Raw genomic sequence first — 24,778 nt, 5'->3', positions numbered from 1 at the left:
CGATCATGCCCCCGCGTTTGAATGGCGCGGCGAATGGGGCGACCGGCGGCGATTGCGCCGGTCCCGCCTGCGCCAGGTCTCTCTCCCCTGATAGCTTCCCCTCCGTTTGCGGGCCCGCGGGCCCGCTTTTTTTGCCTGACGGGGCGCGAAAGACCGCAATCTGGCGCGGCCAAGCGCCGGCGCCGCGAGATCGCCGCGATTTTGTCATTCGGCTGTAACAAAAACATCATTTTATAGCGTCATTCCGCCGGCCACCCTGGCCGCTTCCCACGGAGTCACGCATGAAGATCCAGCGACCGTTCGCCGCAATCGCACTGTCCACCGCCCTTACGCTCGGCCTGGCCGCCTGCCAGGACTCCGGCGAAGGCGGCGCCCCCACCGTCGGCCCGACGCCTGCCGACGCCACCGGCACCACCGCCGGCGACCGCGTCGACGTGCAGATCACCGGCGCCGGCGCCACCTTCATCTATCCGCTGCTGTCGCGCTGGTCGGACGACTACTCCCGTGCGACCGGCGCGCGCATCAACTACCAGTCGATCGGTTCCGGCGGCGGCATCGCCCAGATCAAGGCCGGCACCGTCGACTTCGGCTCCTCCGACAAACCGCTCGCGCCCGAGGAACTGGCCGAGGCCGGCCTGGCGCAGTTCCCGTCCGCGATCGGCGGCGTGGTGCCGGTGGTCAACCTCGACGGCATCGAGCCGGGCCAGCTGCGCCTGACCGGTCCGCTGATCGCCGACATCTACCTCGGCAAGGTCACGACCTGGAACGATCCGGCGATCGCCGCGCTCAACCCCGGCGTCGAGCTGCCGTCGTCGAAGATCAACGTGGTGCACCGTTCCGACGGTTCCGGCACCACCTTCAACTGGGTCAACTACCTGTCGAAGGTGAGCCCGGAGTGGCAGGAACAGGTCGGCGAAGGCACCTCGGTCAGCTGGCCGACCGGCGTCGGCGGCAAGGGCAACGAGGGCGTGGCCGCCTACGTCAAGCAGATCAAGGGCTCGATCGGCTACGTCGAGCTGGCCTACGCCACCCAGAACGGCATGTCCTATGCCGCGATGCAGAACGCCGACGGCCAGTGGGTGCAGCCGAGCGCCGAGAGCTTCCAGGCGGCGGCGGCGAGCGCCGACTGGGCGAACTCGCAGGACTTCAGCCTGGTCATCACCAACGCCCCGGGCGCGGAATCGTGGCCGGTCGCCGCCACCAACTTCATCCTGATGTACAAGCAGCCGAAGAATCCCGAGCGCTCGCAGCAGACGTTGGACTTCTTCAAGTGGGCGCTGGAGAACGGCCAGGCGCAGGCGGACGAGCTGCACTTCGTACCGCTGCCGGCGCCGCTGGTCGAGCAGGTCGAGGCCTACTGGGCGGCCGAGATCCAGGGCTGACCGCAGCATGACGGCCCGCGCCGCGGTTGACCCCGCGGCGCGGGCACGGCATTCCACCTCCCGCCGCCCCGCAGCGAGCCGATGAACGCCACCACGCTCCCGATCGACACGTCCTCGCGCCGCGACGCCGCCGACACCCGGGCCGATCGCGGCTTCCGCTGGCTGGTCACCGCCGCCGGCGTGCTGGTGCTCGTGTCGCTGGGCGCGGCCGCGCTGTCGATGCTGTGGGGCGGGCGGCTGGCGTTCGAGAAGTTCGGCCTCGAATTCCTCTGGCGCGACGCCTGGAACCCGGTGCTGCAGGACTTCGGCGCGCTGGTGCCGATCTACGGCACCCTGGTCACGGCGCTGATCGCGATGGTGATCGCGGTGCCGGTGAGCTTCGGCATCGCCATGTTCCTGACCGAGATCGCGCCGCGCTGGCTGCGCGGGCCGGTGGGCGCGGCGATCGAGCTGCTGGCCGGCATTCCGTCGATCATCTACGGCATGTGGGGCCTGTTCGTGCTGGTGCCGTTCCTCGGCCAGAACGTCTATCCCTGGATCGACGCCAACCTGGGCGGGATCCCGCTGGTCGGCGCCCTGTTCTCCGGCCCGCCGCTGGGCCTGGGCATGGGCACCGCCGGCCTGGTGCTGGCGATCATGGTGATCCCGTTCATCTCCTCGGTGATGCGCGAGGTGTTCCTCACCGTGCCGACCCGGCTCAAGGAATCGGCCTACGCGCTCGGCGCCACCACCACCGAGGTGGTCTGGGACGTGGTGCTGCCCTACACCCGCTCGGCGGTGGTCGGCGGCGTGTTCCTCGGCCTGGGCCGCGCACTGGGCGAGACCATGGCGGTGACCTTCGTGCTCGGCAACGCGCACCGCCTGACCGTGTCGCTGCTGGAACCGGGCAACTCGATCGCGGCGACCATCGCCAACGAGTTCGCCGAGGCCGATTCGCCGATGTACCTGTCCTCGCTGATCGCGCTCGGCTTCGTGCTGTTCCTGGTCACCTTCGTGGTGCTGGCCATCGCCCGGCTGATGCTGCGCCAGCTCAGCCGCCGTGAGGGCAACCTGTGAGCGCCGCCGTCCTCTACCGCAACCGCCGGATCAAGAACCTGGCCGCGCAGGTGCTGGCGGTGCTGGCGACGGTGTTCGGCCTGTTCTGGCTGGTGTGGATCATCTGGACCACGCTGAGCAAGGGCATCACCTCGCTCAACCTCGCCCTGTTCACCGAGATGACCCCGCCCCCGGGCGCCAGCGGCGGCATGCTCAACGCCTTCTTCGGCAGCGCCGTGCTGAGCCTGCTGGGCATCGCCTTCGGCGCCCCGGTCGGGGTGCTGGCCGGCACCTTCCTGGCCGAGTATTCGCAGAAGAGCTGGATCGGCGAGACCGTGCGCTTCGTCAACGACATCCTGCTGTCGGCGCCGTCGATCGTGCTCGGCCTGTTCGTCTACACCCTGGTGGTGGCGCAGATGGGGCACTTCTCGGCGCTGGCCGGCGGCATCGCCCTGGCCTTCATCGTGCTGCCGGTGGTGGTGCGCACCACCGACGAGATGCTGCGGCTGGTGCCGGCGCAGATGCGCGAGGCGGCGCTGTCGCTGGGCGTGCCGCAGTGGAAGGTGATCGTGCAGGTGCTGTACCGCGCCTCGCTGCCGGGCATCGTCACCGGCATCCTGCTGGCGCTGGCGCGCATTTCCGGCGAAACCGCGCCGCTGCTGTTCACCGCGCTCAACAACCAGTACTGGAGCAGCAACCTGCTGGCGCCGATGGCCAACGTGCCGGTGGTGATCTTCCAGTACGCGATGAGCCCGTACGAGAATTGGCATACGCTTGCCTGGGCGGGCGCCTTCATCCTGACCATGTTCGTGCTGCTGGTCAGCCTGGTGGCCCGTGCCATCGTCATGCGCAACCGCATCGTCCAGGACTGAGGCCGCGCCGATGGAAACGACTGGCCGCCACGACAGCAATGCCACCGCCGATCAGCGTACGCCGGCCAAGGCGAAGATCTCCATACCTCCCGTTTCCCGGACACCGGTCATGAACGACGCCCGCATCAACATCGCCAGGCAGGAACGTGCCGCCACCACGGGCACGGAACCCGCACGCGTCAAACTGTCGGCACGCGGCCTGGATTTCTACTACGGCGATTTCCACGCCGTGAAGAACATCAACTTCGACATGCCGGAGAAGCGCGTGACCGCGCTGATCGGCCCCTCGGGCTGCGGCAAGTCCACCCTGCTGCGCGTGTTCAACCGGATCTACGCGCTCTACCCGAAGCAGGAGGCGCGCGGCGAGGTGCTGCTGGACGGCGAGAACATCCTGGCGCCGAAGTACCCGATGAACCGGCTGCGCAGCAAGGTCGGCATGGTGTTCCAGAAGCCGGTGCCGTTCCCGATGACGATCTACGAGAACGTCGCCTACGCCATCCGCCACCACGAGAAGCTGTCGAAGGCGCAGATGAACGAGCGGGTCGAACAGGCGCTGGTGCAGGCGGCGCTGTGGGAGGAGGTCAAGGACAAGCTGGGCCAGAGCGCGCTCGGGCTGTCCGGCGGCCAGCAGCAGCGGCTGTGCATCGCCCGCGCGATCGCGCTGCGCCCGGAGGTGCTGCTGCTGGACGAGCCCACCTCGGCGCTCGACCCGATCTCCACCAGCCGCATCGAGCAGCTGATCGAGGAGCTCAAGCGCGACTACACCATCGTCATCGTCACCCACAACATGCAGCAGGCCGCGCGCGTGTCCGACTACACCGCCTTCATGTACCTGGGCGACCTGGTGGAGCACGATACGACCGAGACGATCTTCTCGAACCCGTCGAAGCAGCAGACCGAGGATTACATTACGGGGCGGTTCGGGTAGGAGCCGTGATTGGTGATTCGTGATTGGTGATTCGCAACAGCAACAGCAAAAGCAACCGCCACGATCGCCTCCGCTTCTTCGAATCACCAATCACGAATCACCAATCACCAACCCAAGAATCACGGACATCCCATGAGCCTTCAGCCCCACGACCACATCGTCAAGAGCTACGACGAAGAGCGCCAGCGGCTGCTGGGCGAGATCCTGCGCATGGGCGAGATGTCGGCGGCGCAGCTGGAAGCGGCGCTGGACGTGGTGGAGCGCCGCGACGACAAGGCCGCCGAACGCATCATCGGCAACGACGACGCGATCGATACGCTGGAGAAGGAAGTCAGCCACGACGTGATGAAACTCGCGCTGCGCGGACCGATGGCACGCGACCTGCGCGAGATCCTCGCCGCGCTGCGGGTGTCCTCCGACATCGAACGCATCGGCGACTACGCCGCCAACGTCGCCAAGCGCTCGACCGCCCTCAACCAGTCACCGCCGCTGCCGCACACCCGCGGCCTCAACGTGCTCGGCCAGCTGGCGGTGAGCCAGGTCCGCGACGTGCTCGAAGCCTATCGCGACAACGACGCCGAAGCGGCGCAGCGGGTCCGCGACCGCGACGCCGAACTCGACGCGCTCTACACCGGCCTGTTCCGCGAACTGCTGACCTACATGATGGAGGATGCGCGCTCGATCACGCCCTGCACGCACCTGCTGTTCATGGCCAAGAACCTGGAACGCATCGGCGACCATGCCACCAACATCGCCGAGAACATCTGGTTCCTGGTCCACGGCGACGACGCCCTGCCGCCGCGCGAGAAGCGCGACGAGACCAACACCGTCAGCTGACGCCGCTAACGCGGACTTAACGCCGTCCGATTCACGCTTTGCGCACACCCGAAATCCATGCCGATGCGCGTTTGGGGTGTGCCGGCGTGCGGCTTTCGCACGTAGACTCGCGGCGATCGAGGGCGCTTCGTGCCGCATTCCCGCGCGGCGCGCCCCATCGGCGGAGGCTGGCCGCCACCGGACCTCGGGCGCTCCGGCCCCGGCAACGGCGCTAGACTCCATACCCACCCGCGGGCGATGGCCCGCACCGCCCCAGGAGATTGCACATGTCCCGTTCCGACCAGAAACCCGTCGCCGTCGCCATCGGTACCGCGCTCGCCGGCGGCCTGCTGCTCTCCGGCTCCGCCTTCGCCATGACCCCGCTCGCCCAGGGCTACCTGCTCGGTGCCCAGGAAGCCGCCACGGCCGGAGCCGACAAGGCGCGCGAGGGCAAGTGCGGCATGGAGCGCGTCGACGGCGATGGCGACGGCCGGATCTCGGCGGCCGAGTTCGACGCCGCGCATCCGGACAAGGCCGAGAAGTTCACCGACATCGACGCCAACGGCGACGGCTTCATCGACGCCGCCGAACACGATGCCCACCATTCCGCCAAGGGCGACATGGAAGGCAAGTGTGGCGAAGGCAAGTGCGGCGGCGCCGTCTGAGGCATCCGCGCCGCGTGCCCGCAGACCCGGGCACGCGGCGCATCGGCTGAACCCGATGGCCGCACCGCTCGCTCCCGCCAGCGCCGGGCTCGGACTGCGGCGCGGCCTGCTGCCGTCGCTGCAGGCCGCCTCGCGCGACGACTTCGATTTCCTCGAGTGCGCGCCGGAGAACTGGATCGGCGTCGGCGGGCGCCTGGGCGCCGCGTTCGAAGGCCTGGCCGCGCGCCATCCGCTGACCTGCCACGGGCTGTCGCTGTCGCTCGGCGGCGTCGAGCCCCTGGACGAGACCTTCCTGCGGCGCCTGCGCGATTTCCTCGACCGCCACCGGGTGACGCTGTACAGCGAGCACCTGAGCTGCTGCGCCGACGACGGCCAGCTCTACGACCTGATGCCGGTACCGTTCACGGAGGCCTCGGTGAAGAACGCCGCGGCGCGCATCCGCCATGTGCAGGATGCGCTCGGCCGGCGTATCGCGATCGAGAACGTGTCCTACTACGCCGCGCCCTACCAGGCGATGGCGGAGGCCGACTTCATCCTCGCCGTGCTCGAGCAGGCCGATTGCGATCTGCTGCTGGACGTCAACAACGTCCACGTCAACGCGATCAACCACGGCTACGACGCCGCCGACTTCCTGGCGCGGATGCCGGCCGAGCGCATCGCCAGCTATCACGTCGCCGGCCACTACGACGAGGCCGACGACCTGAAGATCGATACCCACGGCGCGGCGGTCATCCCCGAGGTCTGGGACCTGCTGCGCCAGGCCTACCGGTTGCACGGCGTGCGCCCGACCCTGCTCGAACGCGACTTCAACTTCCCGCCGTTCGCCGACCTGGTGGCGGAGGTGCGGCGCATCCGCGCCATGCAGCCTTCTCCGACGCAACGAAACACGGGCCGTCGCCACGGCTTTCGCCAATGAATAGCCGCGCCGCGCCAGGCAGCACTTTCCGACCCAGCGAAACACGGCCCGTCGCCACGGGCCACGCCAATGAATAGCCGCACCAAGCAGCCTCTTTCACCGCAATGACCCACGCACCGCCGGCCATGCCCGACCCTTCCGACACCCTGCGCGCGCAGCAGTTCGCACTGGCGCGGCACCTGCGCGATCCGGAACGCCATCCCCCGCCGCCGGGCATCGAGGACCGCCGCCTGGCGGTCTACCGCAACCTGTTCCACGACAACATCCGCAGCCTGCTCTCCGGCAATTTCCCGGTGATCCGGCGCACCCTGGGCGAAGACGGCTGGCGTGCGCTGGTGCGGGAGTTCTTCGCCCGCCACCGCAGCCGCACGCCGTTGTTCACCGAGATCGGGCGCGAGTTCGTCCGTTTCCTCGAGGGCCGCGCCGGCGACGCCGCGGACGATCCGCCCTGGCTGCCCGAACTGGCGCACTACGAATGGGTCGAGCTGGCGCTGCAGATCTCCGAGGCGGAACTCGAGGACGTCGCGTTCGACCCGCTCGGTGACATGGCGCATGCCGCGGAGACGCTGCTCGACCGCGCCCCCGTGCTGTCGCCGCTGGCATGGCCGCTGGCCTACCGCTGGCCGGTGCACCGCATCGGCCCGGGCCACCAGCCGCGGACGGTGCCGGAGAACCCGACGCTGCTGCTGTTGCACCGTGAGCCGGACGGCCGCGTGCGGTTTTCCGAACTCAGTCCGCTGGTGCACCGGCTGGTCGAGCGCCTGGGCCAGCACCCGGCGGCGAGCGGCCGCGAGCAGTTGCGCGCGTTGGCGGTCGAGGCGGGCGCCGGCGACGCCGAGCCGTTCCTGGCGGAAGGCGCGGCCCTGATGGTGCGGATGGCCTCGACCGGCGTGATCGCCGGAACGCGAGCACCGCAGGCCGGCGCGTGAGGGCGACGCACCGGCGCAATCACGCCCTTTGTGGGAGCGACGGCAGTCGCGATGCCGGGACGCCATTGGACCCATCGGAAATCGCGGACCGGGAGCGGGCTTGGTCTCGCACGCATCGGCATCGTTTCTTGTGCGCGGGCGTCGCGACTGCCGTCGCTCCCACAAGCAACGGATCGATCCACAGAAGGCCCGGCGCGCGCACAAGGGCGGCGGGCCGGTACTCCAGCGACGAGCGCTATCGGGCTCCCCCCGCGCCAGCGCGGCCGAGCCACTTGCGCGTCATGCGCCGCAGCGATGCATCGATGGCGGAGTCGTCCGCCAGGGCCTCGAGGTCGCGCCAGGCCAGTGCGTGCGATTCCTCGCTGACCACGAAGGTTTCGTCGTCGCCGGCGCGGATCACGTAGCGCACGTCGTAGTGCCAGTGCGCCGGCACGCCCTTGTGCTCGGGAATCCGGTGGCGGTCGAGATCGAAGATCCCCGGCTCGAGCGTCAGCCCCGACAGCCCGGTCTCCTCCTCGGCCTCGCGCAACGCGACCCGGGCCAGGTCGCGGTCGCCGTCGGCATGGCCGCCCGGCTGCAGCCACAGCCCGAGCTTGCGGTGGTGGGTCAGCAGCGTGCGGCGGCCGTCGCCGCTGAGCAGCAGCGCCGAGGCGGTGAAGTGTCCGTCCAGCCGCTCGCGCACGAACGGATCCTGCCGCGCGTCGCCGGCCAATGCGATGAACAGGGCTGCGCGTTCCGCCTCCCCGGGCCAGCGCGCGGCATAGTCGTCGAAGGCCGCCAGCAGGGCGGAAGGCGAGTCGGGGGGCGGATTCATGCTGCGCTGCCGCAATCGCGTCGGGAGGGGCCGCAGTCTAGCGTGCGCTAGCACCCGGCCGCGATCGCCGCTTGTGATCGCCTGCGTGCTTTGGCAAGGTACGGCAGCCGCATCGAGCGGCCACGCCAGGCCAGGGGACCGAATCAACTTGCGCATCAGCATCTCCGAGCACGCCCGTCGTCCGGATATCCGGACCCCGTGTCCCGCGCCACGCGAGGGATCCGCATGAGGGCAGCCGGCCGCGCGCTCGCCGGCCTCTGCGCGCTGTCGTCCACCGCCACCGTGCACGCGGCCCCGCCGGCGGAAACCGGCCTGGACGAAGCCATCAACAACGCCTTCGCCCCGGTCGCCGACGCGGTGTCGTGGCTGGTGTTCTATCCGGTCCCGATCGGCTTCGGCGCCAGCCTGCCGTTCGTGGTGCTGTGGCTGCTGATCGCGGCATCCGCGTTCACGCTGTACTTCCGCTTCATCAACGTGCGCGGGTTCGCCCAGGGTTATCGCCTGATCCGCGGCGACTTTTCGCGCAAGGACGATCCGGGCGAGGTCACCCATTTCCAGGCGCTGGCCACGGCGCTGTCGGGCACCGTCGGCCTGGGCAACATCGCCGGCGTCGCCATCGCCATCAGCATCGGCGGGCCCGGCGCGACCTTCTGGATGATCGTCGCCGGCCTGCTCGGCATGAGCTCCAAGTTCGCCGAGTGCACGCTGGGCGTGAAGTACCGGCGCATCAACGCCGACGGCACCGTGTCCGGCGGCCCGATGTACTACCTCAGCCGCGGCATCGCCGAGCAGCGCCCGTCGCTGGCGGGGCTGGGCAAGGTGCTGGCGGTGGTGTTCGCGATCTGCTGCATCGGCGGCTCGCTCGGCGCCGGCAACATGTTCCAGTCCAACCAGAGCTTCCAGCAGATGCTGCAGGTCAGCGGCGGCGCCGACAGCTGGCTGGCCGGCAAGGGCTGGCTGTTCGGCCTGGTGATGGCGGTGCTGGTGGCGGGGGTGATCATCGGCGGGCTGAAGTCGATCGCGCGCGTGACCGGCAAGCTGGTGCCGGTGATGGCGGTGCTGTACTTCGCCTGCGGGCTGTACATCATCATCGCCGACATCGGCAATGTCGGCCCGGCGTTCCGCGCCATCTTCGACGGCGCGTTCACGCCCGAGGCCGGCTACGGCGGCTTCATCGGCGTCCTGATCCAGGGCTTCCGCCGCGCCGCCTTCTCCAACGAGGCCGGCGTCGGCTCGGCGGCGATCGCGCACTCGGCCTCGCGCACCAACGAGCCCGCTTCGGAAGGCTTGGTGGCGCTGTGGGAGCCGTTCATCGACACCGTGGTGATCTGCACCATGACCGCGCTGGTGATCGTGATCACCGGCATGTACCAGGTCGACGGCGTCGGCGACGGCGTGCAGCTGACCTCGATGGCCTACGCTTCGGTGCTGTCGTGGTTCCCGTACCTGCTGGCCGTCTCGGTGTTCCTGTTCGCGTTCTCGACGATGCTGGCGTGGTCGTACTACGGGGAGAAGGCGGCTTGCTACCTGCTCGGCGAATCGCGGCCGGTGGCGCTGGGCTACAAATTGCTGTTCTGCGCGTTCGTGGTGATCGGCGCGTCCAGCAACCTCGGCGTGGTGATGGACTTCTCCGACGCCATGATCCTGGTGATGTCGGTGCCCAACCTGATCGGCGTGTACCTGCTGGCGCCGGTGGTGCGGCGCGAGGTCGAGCACTACCTGGCACGGGTGCGCGGCGGCGAGATCCGCAACTACCGCCGCCAGCCGCTGCCCTCCTGAGATCGACCGACGCATGAACCGGCCCGTTTCGCGCGAACCCTCCCTGCTGCAGGCGCTCACGCCGCTGCTGTTGCTGGTGGCGATGCTGGCCACGGCGGTCTACCTGTACGCCGACGACGCCTCGTACGGCGCCAACCAGATCGCGCTGCTGCTGGCGGCCGGCATCGCGGCCCTGGTCGGGCTGCGCAACGGCATGCGCTGGCAGGAGATCCAGGACAGCCTGGTGCAGGGCGTCGCGCTGGCGGTGGTGCCGATCTTCATCCTGCTGGCGGTCGGCGCGCTGATCGGCACCTGGATCCTCAGCGGCACCGTGCCGACGTTGATCGTCTACGGCATGCAGCTGCTGCATCCGGCGTACTTCTACCCCGCCGCTTGCCTGATCTGCGCCATCGTCGCCATCGCCATCGGCAGTTCGTGGACGGTGGCCGGCACCCTCGGCGTGGCCCTGATCGGCGTGGCCCAGGGCCTGGACATGTCGCTGCCGATCACCGCCGGCGCGGTGATCTCCGGCGCCTACTTCGGCGACAAGATGTCGCCGCTGTCGGACACCACCAACATCGCCCCGGCCGCGGCCGGCAGCGAGCTGTTCGCGCACATCCGCCACATGATCTGGACCACCGGGCCGAGCATCGCCATCGCGCTGGTGCTGTTCACCCTGATCGGCCTGGGGGGCGGCGGCCGCGGCGAAGGCGCCGAGGCCTTCGGCGACCTGCCTGCGGTGCTCGGCGCGCAGTTCGATCTCGGTTGGTACCTGCTGATCCCGATGGCGGTGGTGTTCACGCTGGCGGTGCTCCGCTTTCCCGCCTACCCGACGATCCTGATCGGTGCCCTGCTCGGGGCGGTGTTCGCGGTGGTCTTCCAGCCGGAGGCGGTGCTGGCACTGGCCGACCGCTCCGACCTGTCGCGGCCGATGACCCTGCTGTCCGGCGCCTGGACCGCGCTGTTCAACGGCTATCGGGCCGAGACCGGCAATGCCGCGGTCGACGAGCTGCTCAGCCGCGGCGGCATGATCAGCATGCTCAACACGGTCTGGCTGATCGTCTGCGCGATGGGGTTCGGCGCGACGATGGAGAAGACCGGGCTGCTGGAGCGGATGATCCGCAGCGTGCTCAAGGCGGCGAAATCGACCGGTTCGCTGATCGCCGCGACCCTCGGCACCGCGATCGGCGCCAATGCCGTGGCCGCCGACCAGTACATGGCGATCGTGCTGACCGGCCGGCTGTTCCAGCCCGAGTACCGCCGCCGCGGGCTGGCGCCGGTGAACCTCTCGCGCGCGCTCGAGGACGCCGGCACCATCACCTCGCCGCTGGTGCCCTGGAACACCTGCGGCGCCTACATGGCGGCGACCCTGGGCGTGGCCACGCTCGACTACCTGCCCTACGCGTTCTTCAACCTCGTCAGCCCGCTGGTGGCGACGGTGCTGGCCTACGCCGGCTTCAAGATCCTGCGGGTGCCGCCACAACCGGACGCGGAAGCGGCCGCCGCAACACCCATGGCACCCGCCCCGCCCGTCCACGCGCGCGACTGACCCACTCCCGATCCAAGCACTCTTTCGGACTCCGACATGGACAAGACCTCGATCCACGGCATGTGGTCCTCGCGCCTGATGTTCATCCTCGCCGCGACCGGTTCCGCGGTCGGCCTGGGCAACATCTGGCGCTTCCCCTACATGACCTCGGACAACGGCGGCGGCGCCTTCGTGCTGGTGTACCTGGGCTGCATCCTGCTGGTCGGGCTGCCGATCCTGATGGCCGAGATCCTGATCGGCCGCCATGGCCGGGTGAGCCCGGTCAACACCCTGCGCGGCCTGGCGCGCGAGAGCGGGGTCAGCCGCGGCTGGGTCGGCATCGGCTGGATCGGCATCGTCGCCGGCATCCTGATCCTGAGCTTCTACAGCGTGGTCGCGGGCTGGACCCTGCACTACACCTTCCTCTACGTGAAACAGCTGTTCGGCGGCGCGCCGATCAGCGACCCGGGCGCGACGTTCGCCGCGCTGCTCGGCGATCCGCTGGAGCTGACCTTCTGGCACGCCGCCTTCATGCTGCTGACGGTGGGAGTGGTCGCGCTCGGCGTGGAGAAGGGCCTGGAGCGCGCGGTGCGCTTCCTGATGCCGGCCCTGTTCGTGCTGCTGCTGCTGCTGGTGGTCTACGGCATGACCACCGGGTACATGGGACAGGCCGCGGCCTTCCTGTTCCGCCCGGACTGGTCGGTGATCGACGGCGGCACCTTCCTGCGGGCGATGGGCCAGGCGTTCTTCACCCTCAGCCTGGGCATGTGCACGATGATGACCTACGGCGCCTACCTGCCGAAGGGCATCTCGATCCCACGCGTCGGCGTCGCGGTGGCGCTGACCGACACCTGCGTGGCGCTGCTGGCGGGCCTGGCGATCTTCCCGGTGGTGCTGTCGTTCGGGCTCGACCCGGCCGGCGGCGGCCCCGGCCTGATCTTCACCTCGCTGCCGCTGGCGTTCGAGGCGATGCCGTTCGGGATCCTCTACGGGCTGGCGTTCTTCGGCCTGCTTGCGGTGGCCGCATGGACCTCGTCGATCTCGCTGCTGGAGCCGGCGACCGCGTTCCTGGTGGAGCGGTTCGGCGTCAAGCGCCGCAAGCGCGCGGCCATCGCGATCGCCAGCCTGTCGTGGGTGCTCGGCCTGCTGTCGGTGCTGTCGCTCAACCGGCTGTCCGGGGTGCGGATCCTCGGGCGCGACATCATGACCTTCATCGAGTTCATCGCCAACGACCTGATGCTGCCGCTGGGCGGACTGCTGATCGCGCTGTTCGCCGGCTGGGCGCTCAACCGCACCATCCTGCGCGAGCAGCTGCCGGACATGCCGGAGGCCCTGTTCCTCGTCTGGCGCTGGCTGATGCGCGTGGTGGCGCCGCTGCTGGTGCTGATCGTGCTGGTGCGGGCGGTGGTGTGAAGGCCGGGATTGGTGATTCGTGATTAGTGATTCGTAAAAAGCGGAAGGCAGGCTTCGCCGCCATCCCAGCGCATGCTGGATCCGGTCGGCTCTTGCGAATCACGAATCACCAATCACGGATCCCGGCTTTCGAGCTAGACTTTCCAGCATGAGCGCCGTGCCCCTGCCCTACGACCATCACCGCCTGTGCGAGCTGGCCGGCGAGCTCATCGTCAACGTGCGCGAGCTGGCGGCGCACGGCTGGACGCCGGCCACCAGCAGCAACTTCTCGCACCGGCTGGACGCCCGCCACGCCGCCATCACCGTCTCCGGCCGCGACAAGGGCCGGCTGCGCGAGAGCGACATCATGGTGGTCGACCTCGACGGCGCGGCCGTCGGCAGCGAGCACCAGCCGTCGGCCGAGACCCTGCTGCACACGCAGCTGTACCGGCGTTTCGACGACGTCGGCTGCATCCTGCACACCCATTCGCACAACCAGACGGTCGCCTCGCGCCTGTACGCCGGCGCCGGACACGTGCGCCTGGAGGGCTACGAGCTGCTCAAGGCCTTCGCCGGCAACACCACCCACGAGGCGGCGATCGACGTACCGGTACTGCCCAACAGCCAGGACATGGCCACGCTGGCGGCGCAGGTCGACGCCCTGCTCGACCGGCAGACGCTGTGGGGCTACCTGATCGACGGCCACGGCCTGTACGCCTGGGGGCGGGACACGGCCGAGGCGCGCCGGCACCTGGAGGCGTTCGAGTTCCTGCTCGGCTGCGAGCTGGAGCTGCGCCGGCTGACCGGGCATTAAGCCGGGCAGGTGCGGTTCACCACCCCTTGCGGGAGTGGCGGCGGCATGCCGCCGCCGGGAAGTCGCGACATGGTCTTACAGGTCGCGGCGCCGTTTGCATGGGTGTCTGCAAGGTTGCGGGCATCGCGACTTCCGTCGCCCCCGCGAGGGCATGGAGAGGCAACTTGCGTTTCGGCAGCACCAGCCTCATGTTTCCACCCGTTGCCTCGAAGCCAGGAGACACCGCCATGAGCCGACTGCGCATCTTCGCCGAAGACGCCCCGCAGACCCCCGAGCTGGTCACCCACGACGGCGACGAGATCGCGCGCGAGCTGCGGAAGATCGGCGTCGCCTTCGAACGCTGGCAGGCGGCGCAGCCGATCGCCGCCGGCGCCAGCCAGGACGAGGTGATCGCCGCCTACCGCGCCGATATCGACCGCCTGGTCGCCGAGCGCGGCTTCACCAGCGTCGACGTGATCAGCATCGCGCCGGACAACCCGAAGAAGGAGGAACTGCGCGGCAAGTTCCTCGAGGAGCACTTCCACAAGGAGGACGAGGTGCGCTTCTTCGTCGCCGGCTCGGGCCTGTTCACCCTGCACGTCGACGGCAGGGTGTACGAGATCGAGTGCGTCAAGGACGACCTGATCGCGGTGCCCGACGGCACCACCCACTGGTTCGACATGGGCCCGGAACCGAACTTCGTCGCGATCCGCTTCTTCCAGCAGCCGGACGGCTGGATCGGCCATTTCACCGGCTCCGACATCGCGCAGCACTTTCCGCGGTATGAAGGCCGGGATTAGTGATTCGTGATTGATGATTCGCAAAAGCAAAAACCGTCGTTCCAGCATAGGCTGGGACTCATCTTCGCCGTGCAGCAAGGCAAAATGGATCCCAGCTTGCGTTGAGGATGACGGTCCCGCCTTTCGCTTTTTGCGAATCACCAATCACGAATCACCAATCACGAAACAATGATCATCCTCACCGACATCGAAGGCACCACCAGCAGCATCTCGTTCGTCAAGGACGTGCTGTTCCCCTACGCCCGCCGCGAGCTGCCGCGCTTCGTGCACCTGCACGGCGCCGAGCCCGAGGTGCGGCAGTGGCTGGACACGGTGGCCACCGACCTGGGAGGCGCCTGCCAGGACGACGTGATCGTCGAGGCGCTGCAAGGCTGGATCGACCAGGATCGCAAACACACCGCGCTCAAGGCGCTGCAGGGGCTGCTGTGGGCGCAGGGCTACCGCAACGGCGACTATGCGGCGCACGTCTATCCCGACGCCGCCACGGCGCTGCGGCGCTGGCACCGGGCCGGGCGCCGGCTGGCCGTCTACTCGTCGGGTTCGGTCGGCGCGCAGAAGCTGTTCTTCGCCCACTCCGAGGCCGGCGACCTGACGACGCTGTTCGACGCCTACTTCGATACCGAGACCGGCGGCAAGCGCGAGGCGACCAGCTACGCCCGGATCGCTGCGGCGCTGGAGTGCTCCCCGGACGGGCTGCTGTTCCTGTCCGACGTGGTGGAGGAACTCGACGCCGCGCGCGAAGCCGGCCTGCGCACCGTGCTGGTCGATCGGCGTGAGGACTATCCGCAGCCGCGCACCGGCGAGGCCACGCACGGGCACGCGCGGATCGAGCGCTTCGATCAGCTGGAGCCCGTCTGACCCATGCCGTTCCTTCGCCGCCTCCTGCTCGGCTGCCTGGCCTTGGCGGCATTCGCGTCTCCGGGCCACGCAGGCGCGCAGGCCGGCCATGCCACCACCGAGAGGAGCACACCGATGCCGACGCCCTCCGCTACGCCGCCCCGCTACGGCCTCATCGGCACCATGCGCACCAAACCCGGGCAGCGCGACGCCGTGGTCGCGCTGTTGCTGCGCGATGTCGACGATCTCAGCGCCGTCGGCTGCCATCTCTACCTGGTCGGCCTCGATCAGGAGGATTCCGACCTGATCCGGGTGGTCGAGGTCTGGGACTCGAAGGACGCGCATCGCGCCTCGCTGCAGCTGCCTGGCGTGCGCGCCACCATCGCCGAGGCGATGCCGCTGCTGACCGGTGAATTCACCCGGACGGAATTTCCCGCGGTCGGCGGCCTCGGCCTCTCGGAATGAAGCGGGCGCTGCATGTCGCCGCCGTCGGCGGCGGCCTGTGCATCGCCGCAGCCGCGTGGGCGCTGCCGTTCGCCTCGGCGCAGGCGGCCGACGAGAGCATCGCCGACCGGGACCGGCGCCTGATCCAGGCCGAAGTCGCGGCGCTGCCGGCGCAGCGCCCGGGGCGCCCCGACCTCTACGTCGTCGGTTTTGCCGGCGACGGCTACGAGGACGTGTTCCGCAACGAGGTACGCTACCTCGAGACGCTGGCCTCGGCGCGCCTCGGCGCGGACCGGCGCGTCGTCTCGCTGATCAACCACCCCGACAGCCTCGGGGATGCGCCGCGACCGCTGGCCACGCTCGACAACCTGCGCCTGGCGCTGGCCGGCATCGGCCAGGCGATGGACCGGGACGAGGACCTGCTGTTGTTGTTCATGACCAGCCACGGCACCGAGGAGCACGACCTGATCGTCGCGCTCGAGCCGATGGTCGACGACGTCATCCTTCCGGACGAGCTGCGCGCCGCGCTCGACGAGGCCGGCATCCGCAACCGCGTCCTGGTGGTCTCGGCCTGTTTTTCCGGCGGCTTCCTGCCGGCGCTGCGGGGTCCGGACGCGCTGGTGATCACCGCGGCACGTGAGGACCGCACTTCGTTCGGTTGCGGCGTCGAATCCAGCGTCACTTACTTCGGCCACGCGTGGCTGGTGGATGGCCTCAACCGGCACACCAGCTTCATCGGCGCGTACGACGAGGCCACCCGCCGGATCGCCCAGCGCGAACGCGAGGACGGCTTCGAGCCGTCATTGCCGCAGATCGCGGTCGGCGCGCGCATCGGCAGGCGCCTGCAGGCGTGGCAGGCGCTGCTGCCGCCGGCGGCGCCGGTGCCCTACCCGTCGGACCTCTGACCTGCGCGGCTTGTCCGGCGCGATGTCCGGGACTCGCCGGCAGGGCGCGACGCCAACGCCGCGACACACGGCCCGGCACCGTAGAGCGGAGCTTGCTCCGCTGCTCTCGGCTCCGGAGCCAACGCAGCCGAGCAAGCTCGGCTCTACGATTCCTGGCTCCGAAGCACGCATGGCGATGCGGGCTCGGAAGCCCGTGCAGCGGAGCAAGCTCCGCTCTACGGGAGCGTTGGCGCATCGTTCGTCGAGCAGCCAGCCACATCTCCCAGGCCGAGGCATCGCGGAACAGGCGAACCGACGGGTCGCTCGGCTATCCGGCGGTCACGCGATCACTCCGTCGCGTCGAGCAGGCGATACGACGTCGACGCGCGACGTTCGCCGTGCCGGTGATCGAATGCGCGCACCTCGACGACGTGTTCGCCGGTCTCCAGCGTGGTCGGCAGTGCGCCGCGCCACAGGTGGGTCGAGGGCACGGCCTCGGGCGAACGGTCGAAGCCGCGCAACGATTCGGCGAGGTCGTCGCGCGCGTTCTCGACGCTCAGCCACGGGTCCGGCGCCGCCACCTTGCGCATCGGCTGCCACTCGCGCCCGCCGACGCGGAACTCGACGCGGGTATCGTCGCGCCCCATGTAGACGTTGGCGTAAACGCCCCAGGCCGGATAGGCGCCGCGGCGCAGCGCCCGCGGCGCATGCAGGTGCATCGCGGCGGTGCGCGCGCCGTCACCCTCGGGCAGGCGCGCGGGGTGCCAGTCCAGGGCGTACTCGCCGTCGTCGAACACGCGCAAGGTGGCATGGCCGTTGGGCGTGCCGTCGGCCATGGTGGCGTCCGGAATGCCGGCGGCATCGGCGGCGCCCGACCAGAAGGAGCCGCTGGCCGCGCCGACGTTGAACTCGTGCAGCGGAGCCGCGCCCCGCCAGCCCGTATCGGCATCGTGGAAGTACTGCCGCAGCCGGTGCTGGTGCCCGCTCAGCACCAGCACGTGCGGGAAATCGCGCAGCAACGCGAACAGGCGCTCGCGATCGGCACGGCGAAAGGTCTCGGCATTCGCATCGGTATCGAACAGCGGGATGTGCACCATCAGCACCAGCAGGCGGTCGCGCGCGACCGTCGGCAGGTATGCTTCCAGGAACGCGAACTGCGCCTCGCGCAGCCCGCCGACGTAGGCCGGCCGCTCGCCCGGCCGGTAGACCACGTCGTCCAGCCCCACGAACGTCGCCCGCGGTTCCTCCCAGGCGAAGCTGTCGGGCCCGTAGACGCCGCGGAAGGTGCGCAGCGAATCCTCGTCGCGCGCCGCCTCGAAGTCCAGGTCGTGGTTGCCGGCGACGTGCAGCCAGGGCACGCCGAGCAGAGCCGTTGCCCGGTTGAGCTCCGGGTACAGCGAAAGGTCGTCGTTGGCGACGTCGCCGAGCGTCACCCCGAGCATGGCGCGATGACGGTCCTGCAACGGGCGCACGATGTCGTCGAGGTAGTAACCGACCTGCTTGCGGGTGGCGGCCTGCGGGTCGGCGAACACCAGCACCTCGAGCGCGTCGTCCGGCGAATCGGGAGCGGGCAGGAGCAGGAAATCGCAGCCGGCGCCCTCCCCGGCCGCCGGCCGCCAGAAGTCCGGCAGGCCGTCGTCGCGAAGCGGCAACGCATGGCCCGGCGCCTTGATCACGAAGACCGGACCCCGGGCCGGGCCGGGCAGCCGCCAGCGGCCGGCGGCGTCGGCGACCGCCACCTGGCGGCCGTCGGACACCCGTACGCCCGGTGCGCCCCGGTCCGGCCGGCCATCGCCGTCTCCGTCGACGCCCACGGTCCCGGCGTCGCACGCCAGCAACGGCCAGGACGCCGCCCACAGCAGCACCGGCCACAGCATCCATCGCATCGCAGTCCCCACTTCCGGCTCCGGCATTCGGGCCTGGATTATGCCCGGCGTCGGTGCAATTCCGGCAAGGCTGGACTAACCTCGCACTGGACGGGGGATCCGCTCCAGCGGCCCGGGGAAGCAATGATGGCTCAGCACGCGATTCTGGCGCGATTGTGGTCCGGGGCCGGCGCCATCCTGCTGCTCGCCGTCCTGTCCTCCGGGGATGCGCGCGCCGCCGCCGTGGAACTGCCGTCCGCCGCCGATCGCGTCAGCCTGACCACGCATCTGTCCTATCGCCACGACGCCGAGGCCGACGACCGCGTCGACGGCGCGTTCGCGCGCGCCGCGCGCGGCGAGTTCCGGCCGCTGCCCGCGGGCGCCGCATTCGGCTTCCAGCGCGGCGCCTTCTGGTTCCACGCGCCGCTGGTCAACCGCAACGCCGACGAACGGCGCTGGCTGCTGGTGCAGGAATACCCGCTCAGCGATCGCATCGACGTCTATCTGCGGCACGCCGACGGCCGGGTGCTGCACCAGGCCGGCGGCGACCACCTGCCCTTCGACCAGCGCAGCGTGCGCTACCGCCATCCGAATTTCCTGCTCGACCTGCCGCCGGGCGAACCCGTCGAACTGCTGGTGCGGGTGGAAAGCCAGAGTTCGATGCAGGTGCCGCTCGAGCTCTACACCCCGGGCGCCTTCATCGAACTCTCGCGCGACGCCCAGCTGGCGATCGGCCTGTACTACGGGATCCTGGTGGCACTGTTCTTCTACAACCTGGTGCTGTGGCTGTCGCTGCGCGACGCCAGCTATTTCTGGTACCTGTTCCACATCAGCGCGTTTGGCCTCGTGCTGTTCACCCTCAACGGCCTCGGCTTCGAGTACCTGTGGCCGGACTCGCCCTGGCTCGCCGACCGCATGGTCCCGTTGTCGATCTGCCTGGCGCTGGTGGCCATGCAGCAGTTCGCGCGGACGTTCCTCGAACTGCCGCAGCGCTGGCCGCGCGGCAACCTGATCAGTCTCGCGGTGATCGCCTTTTTCGTGCTGTTCGGCGTCGCCTCGGCCTGGCTGCCCTACCGGATCTCCACCCCGGTCGCCTCGCGCGCGGTGCTGGTGGGGTTGATCTGGATCGTGGTCGCCACCGTGTACGTGCTGCGCCGCGGCTATGCGCCGGCGAAACTGCTGCTGCTGGCGTGGGCGATGTTCCTGCTGGGGACGGCGGTGTTCACGCTGCTGGCGTTCGGCGTGCTGCCCAAGAACTTCGCCACCGAGTACGGCGTGCAGATCGGTTCGGCGCTGGAGATGCTGCTGCTCTCGATCGCGCTGGGCTATCGCTACGCGGCGTTGCGCAACGAGAACGAACGCATCGTCAACGACGCACGCCTGCTGCTCGAGCGCAAGGTCGCCCAGCGCACGCAGGAGGTGCGCAGCGCGCTGATGCAGCTGGAGGAGGCCCACGCGCGGCTGCGCGACTCCAGCCGCCGGGACGGCCTGACCGGCCTGTACAACCGGACCTGGTTCCACGAAGCCTTCGAACGCATGCTGGAGGAGGCGCGCGAAGGACAGCATCCGCTGTCGCTGCTGATGATCGACCTGGACCACTTCAAGGCGATCAACGACCGCCATGGCCACCTGGTCGGCGACGAATGCCTGCGCTGGGCCGCGCGCCGGGTCGGCAAGGCCCTGCGCCCGCACGAGGCGCTGCTGGCGCGCTTCGGCGGCGAGGAGTTCGTGGTCGCGCTGCCGGCGCACGACCTGCCGGCAGCCGTCGCGATCGCCGAGGAAATCCGCCAGGCGCTGGTGAAGGCGCCCTGCGAGGCGCAGGGCCATGCGATCCGCATTTCCGCCAGCATCGGCGTGCACACCGTCAGCACCGAGGCCCTGGCCGATGCCGACGACGCGCTGGAGGTGGCCGACCGGGCGCTGTACGCGGCCAAGGCGAACGGGCGCGACTGCATCCGTACTTCCATCAGCGCAGCCTGAGATCCGGGACACCGTTCGATCGTCGCATGCATGGCAGCCCCCCTTGAAAAGGGGGGCAGGGAGGATTTGCAGGGCGCCCCGCCAAGCCAAGGCAAGAGCAAATCCCCCTTCTTCGAAGGGGGAAGGACATCATGCCAAGCGTGAGATCGACCGGGCCGGGGAACCTCTGGGCAATGACGCCACTTCGGGCTCAAGCCGTTCGCCGCTCCTCCAGGACCCGTTCCAGATCGGCCAGTCCGAGCCCGCGCGAACGCAGCAGCGCCAGCAGGTGGTAGGCCAGGTCCGCCGCCTCGCCGAGCAGCGCGTCGTCGTCCTCGGCCACCGCCGCGAGCGCGGTTTCGACGCCCTCCTCGCCGACCTTCTGCGCGATGCGGCGCACGCCCGACTCGAACAGCCCGGTGCTGTAGCTGCCCGCCGGCCGTTCGCGCTCGCGCCGGGCGAGCAGCCGGTCCAGGTCGGCGAGCATGCTGCCCGGCGCCTCCGGAAAGCAGCTGGCGCGCTGCAGGTGGCAGGTCGGTCCGCGCGGGTGCGCCAGTGCCAGCAGGGTGTCGCCATCACAGTCGGCACGGATCGAGACGAGCTCCAATCCATGGCCCGAGGTCTCGCCCTTGGTCCACAGCCGGCCCTTGCTGCGGCTGAAGAAGGTGACCAACCCCTTCTCCAGGGTCGCGGCCAGCGCCGCCCGGTCCATGTAGCCGAGCATCAGCACGCGCAGGGTGGCGGCGTCCTGGACGACGGCCGGCAGCAGGCCGTCGCCCTTGCCCCAGTCCAGGGCCTCGGGGTCGAGATCGTTCGACGTGGCCATGGCTTCATTCATCCCGCACCTCGATGCCCTGCCCGTGCAGATGCCGCTTGAGTTCCATGATCGCGATCGCGCCGCCGTGAAAGACGCTGGCGGCGAGCGCGCCGTCGACGTCGGCGTCGCGGAACGCCTCGACGAAGTGTTGCGGCGTGCCCGCGCCGCCGGACGCCACCAGCGGCACGTCGCAGACTGCGCGCGCGGCCGCCAGCTGCTCGATGTCGTAACCGCGCCGCACGCCGTCGCTGTCCATGCAGTTGAGCACGATCTCGCCGGCGCCGAGCCGCTGCGCCTCGACGATCCAGTCCAGCGTGCGCAGCGGCAGCGCGCGGGTGCGGCCGGGGTCGCCGGTATGGCTGCGCACGCGCCACTCGCCGTCCGCCTCGCGGATCGAGTCGATCCCCACCACCACGCACTGCACGCCGAAGGCATCGGCCAGTTCCGACACCAGCGCGGGCCGTTCCAGGGCCGGCGTGTTGACCGAGACCTTGTCGGCACCGGCATGCAGCACCGCGCGCGCGGTCGCCACGTCGCGGATGCCGCCGGCGACGCAGAACGGGATGTCCAGCAGGCTCGACACGCGCTCGACCCAGCCGTCGTCGACCGACCGGCCCTGCGGGCTGGCGCCGATGTCGTAGAACACCAGTTCGTCGGCGCCGGCGTCGCGATAGCGCAGCGCCAGTTCGACGATGTCGCCCATGTCGACATGGTCGCGGAAGCGCACGCCCTTGACCACGCGGCCGTCGCGCACGTCCAGGCAGGGAATGATGCGCCGGCTCAGCATCGCGCCGCCGCCAGCGCGTCGGCCAGCGTCAGCCGGCCCTCGAGCAGCGCGCGGCCGAGCACGATGCCGGCGCAGCCGGCCTCGCGCGCCGCGGCCACGTCGTGGGCGTCGCGGACGCCACCGGACGCCTGCAGCTGCAGTACCGGAGCCCGTGCGCGCACATGCGCGTACAGGCCGAGATTCGGGCCGGACAGCATGCCGTCGCGATCGATGTCGGTGGACAGCAGGTGGCGCAACCCACCGGAGGCGTAGCCGGACACGGCGTCGTCGAGCGTCGCCTCGCCGTCTTCGGTCCAGCCGTGCACCGGCACGCGCCAGGCACCGGCGGCATCGCGGCGCGCGTCCAGCGCCACGGTGATGCGCTCGGCGCCGAACTCCGCGATCCAGCGCAGCACCGTCGCCGGTTCGCGCACGGCGAGCGAGCCGATCACCACCCGCGCGGCGCCCGCATCGAGCAGGCGCTGCACGTCCTCGCGGCTGCGCACGCCGCCGCCGGTCTGGACCCGCAGCCCGCCGCCGGCGGCGACGGCGCGCAGCAGCGGCAGCAGCGTGTAGCCGCCCTCGCGCGCCGCATCCAGGTCCACCAGGTGCAGCCACGTCGCGCCCTGCGCGGCGTACCGCCGGGCGAGGGCCAGCGGCTCGTCGCCGTAGCGCGTCTCGCGCGCATAGTCGCCCTGCGCCAGCCGCACCACGCGGCCCTGGCGCACGTCGATGGCGGGGTAGACGGAGAATGCCTCGCTCACGCGGCGCCGCTCCCGAGGAAGTTGCGCAACAGCCGCGCGCCCGCGGCGCCCGAGCGTTCCGGATGGAACTGCGCGCCGGCGACGTGGCCGCGCTGCACCACGGCGGCGAAGCGGTCGCCGTGCTCGCAGGCCAGCACGCAATCGGCCCCCGCCGGCGCAGCGTAGCTGTGCACGAAATACGCCCGCGCGCCGGCGGCGATGCCGTCGACCAGGGCGGCGGCGCGCAGCGGCTCGAGCCGGTTCCAGCCCATGTGCGGGATGCGGATGCCGCGCTCGCCACGCAGTTTCACCACCCGTCCCGGCAGCAGCCCCAGGCACGGCGTGTCGTCCTCTTCCGAGTGTTCGAACAGCAGCTGCATGCCCACGCACACGCCCAGCAGCGGCTGGCGCAGGCTCCGCAGCGTTTCCACGAGATCAAGTTCGCGCAGGCGCCGCATGACCGTGGCCGCGGTGCTGACGCCGGGCAGGATCACCCGGTCGGAGGCGCGGATGACGGCGGCGTCGGCGCTGACTTCCGCCTCGACCCCGAGCCGGCGCAGCGCATAGCGCACCGAGCCGAGGTTGGCGCCGCCGGCATCGACCAGCGCCACGCGCATCACAGCGCGCCCTTGGTGCTGGGCAGCTCGACCCCCTCGCGCCGGACCGCCTGCCGCAGCGCCCGCGCGAACGCCTTGAAGCAGGCCTCGACCTTGTGGTGGTCATTGTCGCCGCGCACCCGCAGGTGCAGGTTGAGCGCCGCCGCGTCGCACAGCGAACGGAAGAAGTGCGGCACCAGTTCGGTCGGCAGATCGCCCACGCGCTCGCGCCGGAACTCGCCGTCGAACGCCAGATACGGACGACCGCCGAAATCGAGGGCGGCCGAGGCCAGGGTCTCGTCCATCGGCAGCGTGAAGCCGTAGCGGCCGGAACTCTCGCCGTCGGGCGGCGGGCTTTCCGCCGGGTCGAACCCGTAGCGCGCGATGCCGCGCTTGTCGCCCAGCGCCTGCCGCAGCGCCTGCCCGAGCGCGATGCCGGTGTCCTCGACGGTGTGGTGCTCGTCGATGTGCAGGTCGCCCTCGGCGCGCACCGCCAGCGCGAAGCCGCCGTGCTTTCCGATCTGGTCGAGCATGTGGTCGAAGAACGGCAGGCCTGTGGCGATCTCGGCGTCGGCTGCGCGATCGAGATCGAGATCGATCCGGATCCGCGTCTCGCGGGTGTCGCGCCGTACCTGCGCGCGGCGAGGCGCATCCGCGAGCTCGTGAGCGATCCCTGGCCAGTCCCAGTCGCCGCCGAACTGCGCGGTCCGCAGTTGGAAGCCGCGGACGCCCAGGTTGGCGGCGAACTGCAGGTCGGTCTCGCGGTCGCCGACCATCGCCGAGCGCTCCAGGTCGATGCCGCGATCGCGCAGGTAGTGCAGCGCCAGGCCGATCGCCGGTTTGCGCGTGGGCGCGTTGTCCTGGGGCAGGCTGACGTCGATGAGCTCTTCGCGGAACACGATGCCCTGGCTCTCGAAGATCTGCCGCATCAGCGCATGCGGGCCGTCGAAGGCGGCCTGCGGGTAGCCATCGCCGCCGAGGCCGTCCTGGTTGCTGACCAGCACGAACTGGTAGCCGGCGTCGCGCAGCTTCAGCAGTGCCGGGATCACGTCGCGCACCAGGCGCAGCTTCTCGTAGCGGTCGACCTGGAAGTCCTCCGGCTCCTCGATCAGGGTGCCGTCGCGGTCGACGAACAGGATCGGCGTGCTCATGCGCATCGCCCCCGCGTCCCACCGGCGCGCGCAACCCCCGTAGAGCGGAGCTTGCTCCGCTGCGCAGGCTCCGGAGCCGGGAGCAGCG

24 protein-coding genes are annotated in these 24,778 nt (G+C 70.1%); 17 read left to right on the top strand and 7 right to left on the bottom strand.

Going from position 1 to position 24,778, the window contains the following annotated elements; all coding sequences use genetic code 11:
- Nucleotides 1-281 precede the first annotated feature (281 nt).
- The 8 genes from pstS (at nucleotide 282) to U3649_RS11470 (ending at nucleotide 7,543) form a co-directional block, all read left to right on the top strand.
- Nucleotides 282-1,382: a phosphate ABC transporter substrate-binding protein PstS gene (gene pstS, locus U3649_RS11505; RefSeq protein WP_407351467.1), complete on the top strand. Its 1,101-nt coding sequence runs from the start codon at nucleotides 282-284 to the stop codon at nucleotides 1,380-1,382.
- An 81-nt stretch (nucleotides 1,383-1,463) separates the two neighbouring features.
- Nucleotides 1,464-2,438 (top strand): phosphate ABC transporter permease subunit PstC, encoded by a 975-nt coding sequence (gene pstC / locus U3649_RS11500; protein WP_407351466.1) that lies wholly within the window; start codon nucleotides 1,464-1,466, stop codon nucleotides 2,436-2,438.
- A complete protein-coding gene (gene pstA, locus U3649_RS11495) occupies nucleotides 2,435-3,289 on the top strand; it encodes a phosphate ABC transporter permease PstA (RefSeq protein WP_407351465.1) in 855 nt (284 codons plus the stop codon). Before pstC ends, pstA begins: the two co-directional genes overlap by 4 nt.
- Before the next feature lie 109 nt (nucleotides 3,290-3,398).
- Entirely contained in the window at nucleotides 3,399-4,217 is an 819-nt protein-coding gene (pstB, locus tag U3649_RS11490; RefSeq protein WP_407351464.1) for a phosphate ABC transporter ATP-binding protein PstB, read from the top strand.
- 132 nt (nucleotides 4,218-4,349) lie between these two features.
- Nucleotides 4,350-5,054 (top strand): phosphate signaling complex protein PhoU, encoded by a 705-nt coding sequence (gene phoU / locus U3649_RS11485; RefSeq protein ID WP_407351463.1) that lies wholly within the window; start codon nucleotides 4,350-4,352, stop codon nucleotides 5,052-5,054.
- 266 nt (nucleotides 5,055-5,320) lie between these two features.
- Complete coding sequence (locus tag U3649_RS11480; RefSeq protein ID WP_407351462.1) at nucleotides 5,321-5,698, top strand: hypothetical protein; 378 nt, start codon at nucleotides 5,321-5,323, stop codon at nucleotides 5,696-5,698.
- A gap of 55 nt (nucleotides 5,699-5,753) precedes the next feature.
- Nucleotides 5,754-6,614 (top strand): DUF692 domain-containing protein, encoded by an 861-nt coding sequence (locus U3649_RS11475; RefSeq protein ID WP_407351461.1) that lies wholly within the window; start codon nucleotides 5,754-5,756, stop codon nucleotides 6,612-6,614.
- Nucleotides 6,615-6,739: 125 nt separating this feature from the next.
- On the top strand, nucleotides 6,740-7,543 hold the full coding sequence (locus U3649_RS11470) for a DUF2063 domain-containing protein (protein ID WP_407351460.1): 804 nt from the start codon (nucleotides 6,740-6,742) through the stop codon (nucleotides 7,541-7,543).
- A gap of 235 nt (nucleotides 7,544-7,778) precedes the next feature.
- On the opposite strand, the gene U3649_RS11465 is transcribed toward U3649_RS11470, so the two are convergent.
- Nucleotides 7,779-8,357, bottom strand: coding sequence for an NUDIX hydrolase (locus U3649_RS11465; protein WP_407351459.1), 579 nt, complete (start codon nucleotides 8,355-8,357; stop codon nucleotides 7,779-7,781).
- Between the two features lie 225 nt (nucleotides 8,358-8,582).
- On the opposite strand from U3649_RS11465, the gene U3649_RS11460 reads away from it, so the two are divergent.
- From U3649_RS11460 to U3649_RS11425, 8 genes are all read left to right on the top strand, one after another.
- A complete protein-coding gene (locus U3649_RS11460) occupies nucleotides 8,583-10,136 on the top strand; it encodes an alanine/glycine:cation symporter family protein (RefSeq protein WP_407351458.1) in 1,554 nt (517 codons plus the stop codon).
- Between the two features lie 13 nt (nucleotides 10,137-10,149).
- Nucleotides 10,150-11,664, top strand: a complete 1,515-nt coding sequence (gene nhaC, locus U3649_RS11455) for a Na+/H+ antiporter NhaC (protein WP_407351457.1) — start codon at nucleotides 10,150-10,152, stop codon at nucleotides 11,662-11,664.
- A 36-nt stretch (nucleotides 11,665-11,700) separates the two neighbouring features.
- Nucleotides 11,701-13,056 carry a sodium-dependent transporter gene (locus U3649_RS11450; RefSeq protein WP_407351456.1) on the top strand — a complete coding sequence of 452 codons (1,356 nt, stop codon included), beginning with the start codon at nucleotides 11,701-11,703 and terminating at the stop codon, nucleotides 13,054-13,056.
- A 148-nt stretch (nucleotides 13,057-13,204) separates the two neighbouring features.
- Nucleotides 13,205-13,849: a methylthioribulose 1-phosphate dehydratase gene (locus tag U3649_RS11445; protein ID WP_407351455.1), complete on the top strand. Its 645-nt coding sequence runs from the start codon at nucleotides 13,205-13,207 to the stop codon at nucleotides 13,847-13,849.
- 227 nt (nucleotides 13,850-14,076) lie between these two features.
- On the top strand, nucleotides 14,077-14,628 hold the full coding sequence (locus U3649_RS11440; RefSeq protein ID WP_407351454.1) for a 1,2-dihydroxy-3-keto-5-methylthiopentene dioxygenase: 552 nt from the start codon (nucleotides 14,077-14,079) through the stop codon (nucleotides 14,626-14,628).
- A gap of 168 nt (nucleotides 14,629-14,796) precedes the next feature.
- Complete coding sequence (mtnC, locus tag U3649_RS11435) at nucleotides 14,797-15,486, top strand: acireductone synthase (protein WP_407351453.1); 690 nt, start codon at nucleotides 14,797-14,799, stop codon at nucleotides 15,484-15,486.
- A 114-nt stretch (nucleotides 15,487-15,600) separates the two neighbouring features.
- Nucleotides 15,601-15,930, top strand: a complete 330-nt coding sequence (locus tag U3649_RS11430) for a putative quinol monooxygenase (RefSeq protein ID WP_407351452.1) — start codon at nucleotides 15,601-15,603, stop codon at nucleotides 15,928-15,930.
- Nucleotides 15,927-16,814, top strand: a complete 888-nt coding sequence (locus U3649_RS11425) for a C13 family peptidase (protein ID WP_407351451.1) — start codon at nucleotides 15,927-15,929, stop codon at nucleotides 16,812-16,814. Before U3649_RS11430 ends, U3649_RS11425 begins: the two co-directional genes overlap by 4 nt.
- A gap of 326 nt (nucleotides 16,815-17,140) precedes the next feature.
- Here the strand turns inward: U3649_RS11425 and U3649_RS11420 are convergent, their stop codons facing one another.
- Nucleotides 17,141-18,670 carry a calcineurin-like phosphoesterase C-terminal domain-containing protein gene (locus U3649_RS11420; protein WP_407354601.1) on the bottom strand — a complete coding sequence of 510 codons (1,530 nt, stop codon included), beginning with the start codon at nucleotides 18,668-18,670 and terminating at the stop codon, nucleotides 17,141-17,143.
- Between the two features lie 135 nt (nucleotides 18,671-18,805).
- Between U3649_RS11420 and U3649_RS11415 the strand changes: the two genes are divergently transcribed.
- Nucleotides 18,806-20,638 carry a 7TM diverse intracellular signaling domain-containing protein gene (locus U3649_RS11415; RefSeq protein WP_407351450.1) on the top strand — a complete coding sequence of 611 codons (1,833 nt, stop codon included), beginning with the start codon at nucleotides 18,806-18,808 and terminating at the stop codon, nucleotides 20,636-20,638.
- A gap of 190 nt (nucleotides 20,639-20,828) precedes the next feature.
- Here the strand turns inward: U3649_RS11415 and hisIE are convergent, their stop codons facing one another.
- From hisIE to hisB, 5 genes are read right to left on the bottom strand one after another with little or no spacing between them, the layout of a single operon-like run.
- Nucleotides 20,829-21,443, bottom strand: a complete 615-nt coding sequence (gene hisIE / locus U3649_RS11410; protein WP_407351449.1) for a bifunctional phosphoribosyl-AMP cyclohydrolase/phosphoribosyl-ATP diphosphatase HisIE — start codon at nucleotides 21,441-21,443, stop codon at nucleotides 20,829-20,831.
- A gap of 4 nt (nucleotides 21,444-21,447) precedes the next feature.
- Nucleotides 21,448-22,221, bottom strand: coding sequence for an imidazole glycerol phosphate synthase subunit HisF (hisF, locus tag U3649_RS11405; RefSeq protein ID WP_407351448.1), 774 nt, complete (start codon nucleotides 22,219-22,221; stop codon nucleotides 21,448-21,450).
- Nucleotides 22,215-22,964, bottom strand: coding sequence for a 1-(5-phosphoribosyl)-5-[(5-phosphoribosylamino)methylideneamino]imidazole-4-carboxamide isomerase (gene hisA, locus U3649_RS11400; RefSeq protein WP_407351447.1), 750 nt, complete (start codon nucleotides 22,962-22,964; stop codon nucleotides 22,215-22,217). Before hisA ends, hisF begins: the two co-directional genes overlap by 7 nt.
- Nucleotides 22,961-23,563 carry an imidazole glycerol phosphate synthase subunit HisH gene (gene hisH / locus U3649_RS11395; protein WP_407351446.1) on the bottom strand — a complete coding sequence of 201 codons (603 nt, stop codon included), beginning with the start codon at nucleotides 23,561-23,563 and terminating at the stop codon, nucleotides 22,961-22,963. Before hisH ends, hisA begins: the two co-directional genes overlap by 4 nt.
- Nucleotides 23,560-24,690, bottom strand: coding sequence for a bifunctional histidinol-phosphatase/imidazoleglycerol-phosphate dehydratase HisB (gene hisB / locus U3649_RS11390; protein ID WP_407351445.1), 1,131 nt, complete (start codon nucleotides 24,688-24,690; stop codon nucleotides 23,560-23,562). The genes hisH and hisB overlap by 4 nt, the downstream gene beginning before the upstream one ends.
- Nucleotides 24,691-24,778: the final 88 nt, after the last annotated feature.

This window comes from Luteimonas sp. R10 (assembly GCF_045689605.1).
Classification (GTDB): Bacteria; Pseudomonadota; Gammaproteobacteria; order Xanthomonadales; family Xanthomonadaceae; genus Luteimonas.
This window is presented reverse-complemented; position numbering and strand designations above follow the sequence as displayed.